General features: G+C 68.1%; 9 protein-coding genes. 6 read left to right on the top strand and 3 right to left on the bottom strand.

The window, feature by feature from the left end:
• Positions 1-350 precede the first annotated feature (350 nt).
• The 5 genes from RUR_RS20670 to RUR_RS20650 all read left to right on the top strand — a co-directional run bounded on the left by RUR_RS20670 (position 351) and on the right by RUR_RS20650 (position 7,119).
• On the top strand, positions 351-1,445 hold the full coding sequence (locus RUR_RS20670; protein ID WP_283136745.1) for a HesA/MoeB/ThiF family protein: 1,095 nt from the start codon (positions 351-353) through the stop codon (positions 1,443-1,445).
• A gap of 210 nt (positions 1,446-1,655) precedes the next feature.
• Positions 1,656-3,317: an alpha/beta hydrolase family protein gene (locus tag RUR_RS20665; protein ID WP_283136744.1), complete on the top strand. Its 1,662-nt coding sequence runs from the start codon at positions 1,656-1,658 to the stop codon at positions 3,315-3,317.
• On the top strand, positions 3,314-4,561 hold the full coding sequence (locus RUR_RS20660; RefSeq protein ID WP_283136743.1) for a tetratricopeptide repeat protein: 1,248 nt from the start codon (positions 3,314-3,316) through the stop codon (positions 4,559-4,561). The genes RUR_RS20665 and RUR_RS20660 overlap by 4 nt, the downstream gene beginning before the upstream one ends.
• Before the next feature lie 8 nt (positions 4,562-4,569).
• On the top strand, positions 4,570-5,829 hold the full coding sequence (locus tag RUR_RS20655) for an MFS transporter (RefSeq protein WP_283136742.1): 1,260 nt from the start codon (positions 4,570-4,572) through the stop codon (positions 5,827-5,829).
• Positions 5,830-6,273: 444 nt separating this feature from the next.
• Entirely contained in the window at positions 6,274-7,119 is an 846-nt protein-coding gene (locus tag RUR_RS20650; protein ID WP_283136741.1) for an RNA repair domain-containing protein, read from the top strand.
• Between the two features lie 796 nt (positions 7,120-7,915).
• Here RUR_RS20650 and RUR_RS20645 read toward each other — a convergent pair.
• From RUR_RS20645 to RUR_RS20635, 3 genes are all read right to left on the bottom strand, one after another.
• Positions 7,916-9,517, bottom strand: coding sequence for a phospholipase A2 (locus RUR_RS20645; protein WP_283136740.1), 1,602 nt, complete (start codon positions 9,515-9,517; stop codon positions 7,916-7,918).
• Positions 9,518-9,597: 80 nt separating this feature from the next.
• Positions 9,598-11,283 (bottom strand): AfsR/SARP family transcriptional regulator, encoded by a 1,686-nt coding sequence (locus tag RUR_RS20640; RefSeq protein WP_283136739.1) that lies wholly within the window; start codon positions 11,281-11,283, stop codon positions 9,598-9,600.
• A 152-nt stretch (positions 11,284-11,435) separates the two neighbouring features.
• Positions 11,436-12,206, bottom strand: a complete 771-nt coding sequence (locus RUR_RS20635) for a pirin family protein (RefSeq protein ID WP_283136738.1) — start codon at positions 12,204-12,206, stop codon at positions 11,436-11,438.
• Positions 12,207-12,336: 130 nt separating this feature from the next.
• Between RUR_RS20635 and RUR_RS20630 the strand changes: the two genes are divergently transcribed.
• Complete coding sequence (locus RUR_RS20630) at positions 12,337-12,858, top strand: MarR family winged helix-turn-helix transcriptional regulator (RefSeq protein ID WP_283136737.1); 522 nt, start codon at positions 12,337-12,339, stop codon at positions 12,856-12,858.
• The last annotated feature ends 159 nt before the right edge of the window (positions 12,859-13,017 follow it).

Here is a 13,017-nt window from a genome sequence, read left to right as displayed (position 1 = left end):
GCATATACGGGCTCGTGGACGTCCCAGGGACTCGCAGACGGCTGGAACCTGCAGGCGGTGGGCTGTAGTAGTCGTCAGAAGGACCGAGCCGAGCCTGCTCGGGAGAAAGGTCGCCGGGCATCGGAGCCGGGAGGTTATACGCCGCCTATACACGCTCTCGACAGGCTTCGGAAATCGGGCGGAGATCAACTGAGGGGGCAACTATGCATGCGCTTGCAGCTGTGCTCCGGTTCGGTGTTCAGGGGGCTGAGTCGCTTGTAGTCCGGGCCACCCTCGCGGGCGAGAGGGCTACGGCGGATTGAACGAGTGAGTGCTGTGCCATACCCACTCAGATCACACGGGGGACGGCTATGACGGCGAATGATGATCTTCTTCAGCTGCGCCAAAATGTCACGACGATGGTCATCGACTCACAGATCGTGGTCAACAGTCGTGGCCGATCCGTCCGCGTTCCCTTCTCGCCGAGTTGGGCGAAGGCAGTAGAAGCACTGGTCCTCGGTATGACCCGAGCAGAGTTTCTTTCCGGGATAGGCGGCGAGCTCAATGTGAACAGTCTCAACACCGCCGAACGATTCCTTGAGGCATTGGACAATGTAGCGGCGCTGCAGTCACCGGCCCGGCCGACGAGTATCCCGGCCGCTGAACTGGACCGCCATGCGCGTTCATTGCGCTACTTCGGTGCTTACGAGACATCGGATGTCGATCGCTTCGAATACCTCGAGCGACTGCATTCGGCTCGTGTGCTCGTCCTCGGACTGGGCGGAGCCGGCAGCTGGATCGCTTACCAATTGCTCCTCGCCGGCATCGGCGCGATGACGGCCGTGGACGGCGATGTCGTGGCGGCCAGCAACCTGAACCGAACCGCGCTGGTGGACACGAACGACATCGGCCGGCCGAAGGCCGCCGTCCTCCAGAAACGCCTCGCGTCCATGTTCCCGGCCGCCGACCTGAGATTCGAGCAGCGGATGATGACCAGCTCGGAGGAGATCGCGGAGGCCGCACGCGACAGCGCCCTGATCATCGGTGCCGCGGACACTCCGCACCGAACGATCCGGCTGTGGGTGTCACAGGCGTCGCTGCGCCTGGGCATCCCGTCTATCCAGACCGGTGGCGGCCGTGTCGGCCCGCTGTTCATCCCGGGACGATCCGCGTGCGCGGGATGCCTGCAGGCGATGTTGCTGGCCCGTGCCCGCCACGCCGGCGATGCCACCTTCGCTGCCATCGACCGATTCGCCTTGGTCGCGGCCGGGACCCTGTCCCCTCAGCCGTGCGCTGATTCAGCATTGCTGGTTCAGGAGGCCGTGCGCTACCTCGCCAGGCATCAAGAGCCGGCCACGCTCAATCGAGTTCTGCAAAAAGGGGCGAATCTCCTGGATGGGCAATTCCTCGAACTTGCTCCGCGTGACGACTGCCTGATCAGCTGTCGCGCTCGGAGCTTGGCATGACCCCTTCTTTCGGATCGGAGGTGAAGACAATGCAGGAAATCGAAGTTGCGGATGAGGTCGTAGAGATCTACGAAGCACTCAACGAATGGGAGTACGGCCTCTGAGCCGTGTGTTGAGAAAGGTCGCCTGAGCGCCGCGCTTATCGGCGCTCAGGCGACCTTCAAACTCTACGGCTGGGGAGACGGTGGCTAGCGTCGAAGTGGGGTACGGATGCGGCACGAACACGACATCAACGATCTCGTCGCACGGATTATGTCGGTCTCCCTGCCGCTGTCGGTATCCATGCTCGGCAACGATCGCGTGGCGGTCGTCGAGGGCCATGGGGTGCCGGAGCGCGTGATCATACGAACTCCACACGGCGACCACGTTTATGACGTCCGCGGTTGTGGCGTGCGCCGGGTCCTCGGAGACGTTGACGGAGTCCTGCTCGCCGAGATCGGTGGCGGTGCGGTCCCGGCGGCAGTGGTGACCCTGCCGTCCCTTATCCCGGTGGTGGAGCTGGAGGTCGGCGAGGTACCTTGCGTCGTCCAATCCCGGCTCTGTGTCGTCTCTCCGGCCGGAATCCGGTTCCCTTCGCTGGTGCCCACGCAGGAGCCCCCCGGAAACCTAGAGGTCACGGGCGACGCTGACGAAATCATTCCCGACCTCGTGCAGGCAGCAGGGGTCGACGGAGCGGCCTGGGTGGTCGGCGGTCCCAGCGGATTCCATATCCGGATCACCTCTTGGCACGACGGGAGTCTGGAGGTCACCACCATCGCCCTGGGCAGCCGACCCCAGGACATGGCGATCTCGCCAATGGGCCGACGAATCGCACTGGTGCTCGGCGGCCGGATCGTGTCGGTTGAGAACGGTCGGCTGATCGACGTCCCAGACGCTGAGGCGATCCCGGGGATCTGCTGGCTGGACGAGGAGCGGCTGTGCTGGGTCACTCGCCGGTGGCCGGACTCGATACTCACTACGCATTCGTTTGACGACAATAGCCGGCGGAATGAGACCCTCGCCGGATGGACCTTGGGCCGACTGTTCCGCTCCGGTGATGCGGTGGCGGCGATCGCCACCCGGCACCGGATGCCGCCGACAACAATGGAGACGGCACTTCTGCCGCTGTTGGGTCCCTCCCACTCCGAGTTCGGCTCGGTGGAGACGTCCGAGGGCTCGCTGCGCACGATCACATTCCGCTCCGACCGGCCGCCCGTCGGCCTGGTGATTCTGCTGCGCGGCGGTCCGTACGGTGAATGGCTGCCCGGCTGGGATCCCATCGTGGAAACGATAGAGGAACGTGGTTGGACGGTCGTTCAGCTTGAAGCGCCCTATACCGCTGCCGTTCTCGGTCGTCTCCCGATCTTCCGTCGGGGTCAGTTCGGTACTCGCGACGCGGCCCTGGTGGCCGAGGCGGCCCGCGCCCTTATGCGTCGGTTCGGCCTTCGCGATCCAGGTACCGAGCTGGCCTTCGTCGGGCATAGCTACGGTGCCTTTCTGTCAGCCCGTGCGGTGGCTCATCTCGACGCACCGGTCGCCGGCCTGGTGACCATGAACGGTCCGTGGACCACTGCCGACCTGTTGGCCATGGGCGCCGACCCGGTAGCCGTGAACAGCCCGCTGACCAGATTCCTACACCAGGCGTTCGTGCCCGGTGCGGAGCCGCCTTGCCCGAAGCAACAGGCCCAGGACCTCCCCAAGGATTGGCGAGTCGTCTACGGCACAGCCGACATCACGGCTTCCGCGGCGGTGACGGCGCAAGCCGTCGACCGGGACAAACCGGCTGCCGTGCTCAGGCTCGTCGGTGAATCGCATATTCCCCGGCGCCGAGAATCCATCGCGGAGACGGTTCGCTTTCTGGACGCGTGGCTCAGAGGAGTTGGATTGCCATGAATGCCAAGACAACGATGGCGATGTTGCGCAGCTATGCGCCGCCAGGCGGACGCGCGGCACTCACCACCCGCCTGCAGCGGATGGCGGCGGCCGGACACGATGAATCGTGCGCCACGTATTTCGACCTGCGCCCGCCCTCGCCACGGGCGCCGCTTCACGCGCGCACCACTTACCTGCTTGCTGACCTGTTTGTCAACGGCGGGACCAAGCTTCCACTGCCGATGGACACCGTGGTGCCGAGCTGGTGGCGACTTCTGGTCGCGGCCGGCTTCGGAAGACTGCAGGACGTCGGACTCACGCTGGCACCGTCCGCCGCCGCCGCGCCCGACTCCCTGCTTCACCGCGTCTGCACCGGCATTGCCGGTTCGGATGAACTGTCAGACGACCTGTTCCGGCACGCGGCACAGATCCTATGGCGGCTAGGCACGAAACAGAGCATCTTGGACCTGTACCGGATCGAACCTGAAGCGAACCCGATCACGGCTGTCCGGATGAGCGACCACCCATCCGACATCGCCTCGACCTTCTTCATCCAGCACGGCACAAGCGACGCGTTCGAAGAGGCAGCGTTGGCTCGGGCCGCAGACCCGACACTCGCAATCCCGGAACGTGTTCGACTGATCCGGTTTGTGCTGGTGCGGCGCGGAAAAGAACGTCGGCCGGCGGGTGATCGGCTCAGCCGTGCCTACGTGGTGGGAGCGCCGATCCTGCGCGACCTTTCCGGTGACAACGAGTTTCGATCTGCATTGCTCCGCAGTACCCTGCACCGGGCTATGGCGTTCCACCCGTTTCTCGCCGGGCAAGCGGAGACCGCCCTCGAGCATCTGTGCCAAGCAGATGTCCTGCTGACCGCGCAGCGGCCGGACGACGCCGCGCTGCAGCTGCTGTTGTGGGACCACCACTTTCCAGCACTTGAGACGCTTAGCCAGACAGCCGGAATGCTCGGCAGGCATGAGCAGGCGGCTGATGCCGCACATCGGCTGGTTGCCCTGGACCCGTACGACGCGCGATCCTGGTTTGCCCTGGGCAAGGTCATGATCGGCCAGGGCGACCTGCTCAGCGCGGCGTCCGCCTTCGCGGCGGCGGCCTCGTGTGAGTTCGCACAGCAGGCCCGGGCTTGTTTTTTCGCGGCCGTGGCGTACGCGGAGGCAGGTCAGAAGGACACCGCCAGATACTGGCTGCATCGTTCGGCCGCATTGGACCCGACACCGCCGGTCCTCGAATCACTCGGTCGCACCTGGTAAGGACGACCATGCCCACCCATGCGCCCAAGTCGTCCTCGGAAGCCGCAGCCCGGCCACGCTTGCCGCAGCATTTCCTCCTCGCTTGGTCGGCGCTGGCTCTGTCTGCCGCCGGCGACCGGCTGTTCTTCGCCGCAGTGGCCTGGTTCGTCACCGCCCAGTACGGCGCTGTGGCCGGTACCCTCACGGTCGGCCTTGCCCAGTTCCTGCCGAGCGCACTGCTGGCGCCGTTCGCGGGTGTTCTGGTAGACCGCCTGCCGCGGCACCGCCTCCTGGTCTGGTCGGACGCGGCACGATTGGTCACCTCACTGATCTTCGCCGGTGTGCTCTGGTGGTTCGGGCTCTCCCTCGTGGCCGTTCTCGTCAGCGTGGTGGCACTCCGCGTTGCCGGAATGCTGTTCCAACCGGCGCTGCAGTCCGCTCTGGCAACTGCGGCGCACACTGAGGGCCAGCTGATCCGCCTCGATGTGTGGGTGCTCGCGGCCGGCATGATCGCCGGCTTGGCGGGGCCCGGCCTGGCGGTGCTGGCCGTGGCGGTCGGCGCGGTCACGGCGATGCTGATCAACGCTGGCACGTTCCTGCTGTCTCTCAGTGCCATGATCCGGGCTCAGCCGATCTTCACGCGGCAGGAGACCTCGCTGGATCGGGCGGTGCTACGCCGTGCGCTCGACGGCTGGTGGTCTTCGGCGGCCGAGGGACTCGCGGTCGTCCGGACCGATACGGTGGTGCGGCGGGTGGTGCCCACCCTGCCGGTCATCGACCTGGCAGCCGCAGGCCTGACGCTCCTCTTGCCCGCTGTCCTATTGGAACACGGATACAGCAGCGGCGTCTGGTACGGCGTGCTCACCGGGACCTGGGCGGCGGGCCGCTTCATCGGGCTCTTCCTGACCCGTCGTTTGCTCGTGTACTCGCGCAAGGGTCCAGTCCTCGCTCTGAATGCCGTCGTTCAAGGTGTCGCCATGCTCGGAATCGCCATGGTCGACACCCCTGTGGCGATGGTGCCGTTGTTCCTGGTAATCGGTATTCCGTCTGGGTGCGCATCGGTCTGCGTGTCGGCGTACATCCAGACGAAGGTGCGGGAAGAGGTGCGAGGCCGGGTCTTCGCACTACTCAACGCCGCCGTCACTGCGGCAATGCCGCTCGGTCCGCTGGTGGCGGGCGCGGTCACCGCCATTGACTCCGTGCCGGTCGCGATCGCCGTCCTGGGCGTGGCGCTGGGTGTCACGGGCCTCATTCCGTTGGCCAGCAGGCGGGTATGGAGAGTGGCATGAAGCTAGCGCCACGGCCTGTTCGATCACCCATCGCCTTCGTCCGCTCAACCTGTGGTATGCGGGGTCTTGGTCTCCTCGACTCTGAGGAGTAGTAGCAACCTCAGGCTGAGCGGTTTCAAAAGCAGTCGGCATATGTCGCATGAAGGGTGGCTTGCAGCTGCGTTCGGTGACTTTTGGCCGCACGGGCGTGAAGTCTAGAGAGCGGAGAATATGCAGTTCAGGGCATATATGGATAGCGAGGCGCGGTAGGGCGGGTGGGATTTGAACCCACGATCCACGGATTGACGGATCATGAGTGCCCTTGATCAATTCCATGCTGTGCCACGCGGTGCCCGCAGGTTCGGGATGAGGCCCGTTCTCCCGACCCCTGCCTGCGGGGATAGGCATCGCACGTGGTAAATCGGAGGGGTGGAGGTCGCCGGAGTCCCGAACGGGGGGGTAGGCGTGCGGACGAGCGACGAGATCTACCATCGGATCCGCTGGGATCCCCGCTTCGATCCGGAGCGGTTCGTCCTGGGGATCAACGTACGCGGAGCCGCCCCCGAGCGGATGCCGCTCCTCTCGTTCGTCCCCGGAGGTGACATCCCCTGGCATCGGATCCTGTTCATCGAGGCGGACGGCGAGCTGGTCTGGGATCGGGAGACCGGCCTGGACCGGGTCGACTCCGCGCGGGCCGGCCGGGTACCGGAACCGCGCGGGCTTCGGACGCCGGCCGAGGCCGCGCCGGCCGGGAGGTCGTACGGGCGGACGGCGAGGACGGCCCGGACGGCTGTGGCATGGGTCCCGCCGAGAGACCTCTGGCCGCCGATCCAGGAGATCCGCAGGGAACACGATCCGCGTTTCCTGCGCTGGCCGCCGCATGTGACGTTCCTGTTCGCCTTCGTCCCGGAGACCGAGTTCGAGGACGCGGAACCCCTCCTGGCCGCCGCGGCGGCCGAGATCGCCCCGTTCACCGCCCGGCTTTACGGCGTGCGGACGTTCCGGCATCGTTCCGCCGTCACCGTCTGGCTTGACCCGGCGGCGGCGGGGGCGGAGCCGTGGATCGGGCTCCACGGCGCGCTGGAGCGCCGGTTCCCGCGCCGCAAAGCCCGTACCGGACCTTTCATCCCGCATCTGACCTTGGGCAGGACACGGGATCCGGATCGGCTTGCCGACGTGTGCAGGGCACGGCTCGGCGACATGTCCGTACGCGTCGGCGAGGTGCACCTCCTGTCCCGGCAGGGTGCGGAGCCGATGCGGCCGCGGGTGGCCTTCGCCCTCGGGACGGGCGAGCCGCGCCGGCTCGACTAGCCTTCGCCACGCCGATTCGCCCGCCCCGTCCTGCGACGGACGGCCTCGCGGTGGATCATTCGGCTCCGATGTCGTACCGATCGAGCATCCTTGTCGTGGCACGCGAACGCGGGGCATTCGACCGGGTACGGGCTGCGCCGGGCGATTGGGCAAGCATATGGTCCATCCGTAGCCATGGCACTTCATCCGGCTGCTGGCCATGGATGGTACTGCCGTTTACATCCTAAAAAATGCTAACAATAGGGTGCTTTACAGTTATGTATGTGAAATGCATTGATCCAGCTACTCTGAGTGGAGAAGTTGGCGATAGTCGCATGAACTGGGGCATTTGTCGATCACTCGAAGGCACTTGAGCGAGTGGTGTTCACACCACATGATTCACGCTCGCAGAACACCCTGTCGAACCCATCACCTAGGCCAGGTCCGTGTTCAGGCTGCCAGAGGACACATCTTGGCTCCGGATCACGACGCCGGGTGGCTTCACCGGCACGGCATCCCGTCGGTGATGTTCACAGTTCCCGGCGTTCACGCCAAGGCCGGTCCGGAGCACCCGACCGGCGCCGGACGCGGCGGGCAGGTCGGCCCGGGTCCTCGTCACGACGTGTCCCGGGCTGCGGCTCCGGCGGCGGGTTCCGCGCCGGCCGGGCTCCGCCCAAGGACCGGCCGTCGCGGCCGTGGGGGCGGCCGCGACGGCGAGGGGAAACGGGATCGCCACGAGGGTCGTGACGCGGTGAAACACGACACGGTTCACCACGATCCGCTTTCCCCGGATTCGTTCGCGGGCGTGGCCGAGGCGTCAGGGCCGGGTCGCGTCCGCGCCGTTCTTGGGGTTGCCGCGGGCGCGCACGGCCGCGTGGTAGGTCAGGGCGGTGTTCCGGCAGAGCCCGCGCTTGTACCAGGGGTAGGCGTTGCAGGTCCAGTCGCGCAGCGTGGTGTAGAAGAGGGTGTCCACCTCACCCTTCCTGGACCGGTCGAGGTGGTAGGGGTAGTACCAGGTCTTCCAGCTGTTCCCGATCACGCCGTAGCCGTAGTCGTGCATGTCGCAGGCCGGCCGGAAGTCGAAGCCGAAGGGCCGGTCGGGCGCGCTCGTGCAGTGGTCGTTGAAGATCCCCACGACCCAGCGCCGGCTGGGCAGCTGCCTCCAGTACGGCCTGTGCCAGCCGTAGTGGGCGGCCCAGGCGGAGCATCCGCTGCGGCTGTAGTACATCCAGTGGTGGGCCCGGTTGCAGGAGGACGGGTAGGCCATCGGGCCGGCGACGGGGCCCGGGGACTGCTGCGGCGGCGTCGGATTCAGGTCCGGCGGCGGGGTGTCGGAGGCGTCCCCCCACCTGGTGGCGGAGGTGGACGTCGCGGTGGGCAGCGCCGACTGACCGGCGTAGGCGAGTTGCCAGCCGCCCGACTGGTGGGAGTCGAACGCGGTCAGGCGCCCGACGCCGTCGTAGGAGTAGGTCGACGACAAGCCGCCGTCGCCCGGGTCGGTGACGCTGCGGAGCAGCCCCGCGACGTCGTAGCCGTAGGCCGCCACCGTCTCCGGGGCGCCGGCGCCGGAGGCTGCCGTGATCTTCTTGAGGCGGCCGGCGTAGTCGCCGAAGGTGCCGCCGACGGCCGTGGTGGAGGTGGCGTAGGCGAACTCCAGCGTGACCTTGGGGGCCTCGCCCACACCGGGCTCGTGGACGGAGGCCACGCGCCCCTGGGCGTCGTACTTCACCGTGGAGACGTCGAACGCCTTGGTGCCGATGCCGGTGACCCGCCACATGTCACCGGAGACACCGGCCTGTTCCCAGGTATAGGTCTGGTTGAGGTCGGCGGCGGCGATCGGGTTGCCGCTCGCGTCGGTGAACGTGTCGTCGCCCGGCTCGGTGGCGGACAGGTCTCCGGCGACCGTCTCGACGATCGTGGTGCGCATGACGCCCGCATCCGGGCGGGTGGTCTCGGTGAGGGTGGAGCCGTCCTCGGCCTCGTAGCGGTTGACTCCGCCGCCGCCGGGCAAGGAGTCGCCGCTCTTGAACACGTAGCGGACCTGGATTCCCGAGCCGAGCTCGGTGACGAGGACGGCGCCGCTCTGGGTCTCCAGCTTCCGCCCGGTGAGCCCGCCGAGGATCTCGACCTCCCAGCCGGGCCCGAACGCCGACAGGTCGGTGCGGGAGGCCGGGAGCGACCTCGGCTGGGCCATACCGCCGGTCACGGCGCTCACGCTGTGCTTGCGGCCGATCAGCCCGGCCGCGACATCGATCTCGCTGAACTCGAAGGACTTGTTTTCGGAGTGGTACTGACCGGGCCCGGCGGCCTGGTCGGGGGGTGTCACCGTCGTCGTCGCGGTGGACGCTTCGGCGGGGTAGACGGCTATCAGGGGCAGGGTCGTCGCGATGGCCGCGGCGACAATATTCAATCTCCTCATGAAGCGCTCCTTACGGCGCCGAGTGAAGATGCTGGCGCGCACGCTACGCGAGGGGTGTTGCCACCGATTTGCCAGTGAGGTCAGCGGCCTTCGCGGCTGCCGAGCCTGCGGAAGACGGCCGCCGACTCCCGGCGGGCGGCGTCGGCCTCGGCGGCGTCGCCGTACCGCCGCTCCAGCTCGGCCAGGACATGGAGGGTACGGGCCCGCCACAGCGGCAGCTCCAAGGTGTCCCAGAGGACGAGGGCGTCGGCGAGTGCGGTTCTGGCGTCGGTGATCGCGCCCTGCTCCAGGCGGAGTTCGCCGAGTGTGCGCAGGCCGAGGGCGCGGCCGAAGCGGTCGCCCTGGTGGGTGCAGACGCTCAGGCTGGACAGGAGCGCGGCCTCGGCCGGCCGGAGGTCGCCCATGCGAATCTGGATCTTGGCCAGCGACTGGTCGGCGTAGGCGACGCCGTGCGGGTCCGGCAGTGCGGCGAGCAGACGGCGGGATGTGCGGGTCCGGACCATGGCCTGCCGGTACTCGCGCCTGGCTCGGTGGACCAGGCCGACGCTGCGCTGGAGCAGCGCCTCGCCGCGCCGATCGCCGATCTTCCGGTACGTGGCCAGGGCACGGTGAAGCAGCCGCAGCGCCGACTCGTCGTTGCCGCGCTCGCGTTCCACGAAGCCGAGCAGGTAGACGGCGTGCGCGCGCCCGCCGAGGTCGCCGAGGTAGGAGAAGATCGACGCGGCCTCCAGCAGGTTGGCCTCGCCGGCCTCGAACGAGCCGCTCTTGGCCAGTACGGTGCCCGTGCCGTCCAGGGCGGACGCCAGGTGGCGCCGGTCGCCGAGGTGTTTGAAGACGCGACCGGCCTGCTCGTAGGCGGCCAAGGACTCGGCGAAGCGGTCCTGGGCGAAGCGGAGTCTGCCCAGGCCCAGCATGACCAGTCCCTCACCCTCCGGGTCGCCGGTCCACATCCCGGGCGACCCTGTGGGCCCGGCCCGTCGCAGGATCGAGCCGGACCCCGTGCTCGGGCCGAGACCGGGGTCGCCGGACAGGATTCTCCGGTGCAGCCGTACCAGGTCCGGGCTCGGGTCGATGCCGAGTTCCCCGGCCAGGTGCTCACGCAGGCGCTCGAAGGCGTCCAGCGCGTCGGGGACCCGGCCGGAGCGGTGGAGCGCGAGCATCAGCAGGCCGGCCAGCCGCTCCCGGACGGGGTTGGCGGCCACCTCCTCGGCGAGTCGGCCGAGGAGCCGGCGGTGCCGGCCCAGCCGCAGCGACGCCTCGGCGTACTCCTCGACCGCCTCACACCGCGCCTCCTCCAGCGCGACGCAGAGCGTGTCGCGGGCGGCGCCGGGGTCCGCCTCGGGGAGGACCGGGCCGCGCCAGAGGTCCAGCGCCTGCCGGAGCAGGTCGGCCTTCTCCTCGTCGCCGGCGCCGGCTCCGGCCCGCTCCGTCAGGACGGTGAAGCGGTGCGCGTCCACCACCATGGGGTCGATGCGCAGCCCGTACCCCGAACCCGTGGCGAGGACCACCGCCTGCTCCCCCGCGGGGGTGAGCAGGCCGCGCAGCCGGGAGACCAGCACCTGGATCTGCCGGCGCCCGCCTTCGGGCGGCCCCTCCGGCCAGAACACCTCGATCAGGCGCTCCAGGGACACGATGCGGTTGGCCGACAGGGCCAGCACGCCGAGCAGCAGCCGCTGCTGCCGCCGGGGCAACGGAACCGGCGCGCCCGCCCACCGGAACTCGAGTGGTCCGAGCAGACGGACACCGTCGGTTGTCGATGTCGTCACCACTCACAACCTGACGGATCGGTGAACCATGGCGTCAGGGTTGCAGATAATCGATGTGTAATCGAGATAAACGGTGGTTCTTCTATAGAAATCCTGCGTGTGTTCGAAATATGGCTACGTGCACACCGTCTTGTGGCGGGCCCTCCTGCGGGTCAGGCGGCGATCGTGGCGTGCATCTCCCACACGAGGATCTCGGCGGGTTCGACGGCGGTGACCCGCTGTCCGCCGACGGCGGTGAACCGTACGGCGTCGCCGGGGCCGAGCGTGCCCGCGCCTTCGAGGGTGATCGTGCCGCGCGGCACGTACAGGTGCAGGTACGGGGCATCGGGTAGCTCGACGCTCTGCTCGGGGCTCAGCCGGGCGGCGTGGAGCGCGGCGTAGCGGTTCTTGATGCGGATGGCGGAGGCGCCGTCGTGCCTGTCCATGCCGGACGCCACCGGTACCAGGCCGCCGGACAGCAGCTTGTCGTCGATTTCGAGCTGCTCGTAGCCGGGGGTGATTCCGGGCTCGTCGGGGACCACCCACATCTGGATGAAGTGCACCGGGTCGTCGTGTGCCGCTCCGCCGTGCAGCCGCCAGGAGTCGTTCTTCTCCGAGTGCAGGATGCCGGTGCCCGCGCTCATCCGCTGCGCCAGGCCGGGGTAGATCACGCCGGAGTGGCCGGTCGAGTCCTGGTGGACCAGGGAGCCCTCCATGACCCAGGTGACGATCTCCATGTCCTGGTGCGGGTGGGTGTCGAAGCCGGTGCCGGGGTGGACCCTGTCGTCGTTGCTGACCAGCAGTACGCCGTGGTGGGTGTTGGCGGGGTCGCGGTGACCGCCGAAGGAGAAGGAGTGCTTGGAGTCCAGCCACGTGGTGGCGGTGGTGAAGCGCTCGTCCGCGCGGCGGACGTCCACTCGCGGGGTCGGCGTGATCCTGGTCATGGGATTCCCTTCCGGAGCGTTTCGGAGGCGTCGGTAGATGATCCGTCATCTACATTCGTCGTCAACATACATGACGCATCATTTATTCTCAACCGCATGACGTGTCATCCACCCGGGATAGGGTGGAGGCATGGAAGGTCCCCACCGGCCCGGCAGGGCGGGCTCCGAGCCCGACGCTCGCTGGCTGGACGCCGACGAGCAGCGCGCCTGGCGGGCCTACCTGCGCATGCAGGGCCGGCTGGCCGCGAGACTCAATCGCGAGCTCCAGCACGAGTCGGGTCTTTCCCTCGCCGACTACGAGGTGCTGGTCCAGCTCACCGACACTCCGGAGGCGCGGCTGCGCCCGTTCGAACTGCAGTCCGGGTTGCAGTGGGAGCAGAGCCGCCTGTCGCACCACCTTTCCCGGATGCGGCGCCGGGGCCTGGTCGAGCGGGAGGAGTGCTCCGCGGACGGGCGGGGCGCGTTCGTGGTGCTCACCGAGAAGGGACGCCAGGCCATCACCGCCGCCGCCCCCGGCCACGTCGGCGTCGTACGGCGGTTCTTCTTCGACGGGCTGACCCGCGAGGAGGTGGCCGTCCTCGAACGGCTGACCACCCGGATCCTCGACCTCCTCGCCGACTCAGGCGCCGAAACCGGCGACGACGCCGGCTGACCGCGCCCTCGCCCGGTCAAGTGGGTGACGTCACCGAAGGGGCGCTGTGATGTGGAATCGCCCCTGCTGCGCACGGCCGGGACGCCGCGCCGAGGTCCGGCGTCGATCCACGGAGACACCGGTTCCGTACGGGCTGCGCCCGGCCGGTCGCATGACTCC

Origin of the sequence: Rhizohabitans arisaemae (genome assembly GCF_025996515.1) — a bacterium.
Taxonomy (GTDB): Bacteria; Actinomycetota; Actinomycetes; order Streptosporangiales; family Streptosporangiaceae; genus Rhizohabitans; species Rhizohabitans arisaemae.
Note: the sequence above shows the minus strand (reverse complement) of the source record. Positions and strands in the feature narration are given on the sequence as shown.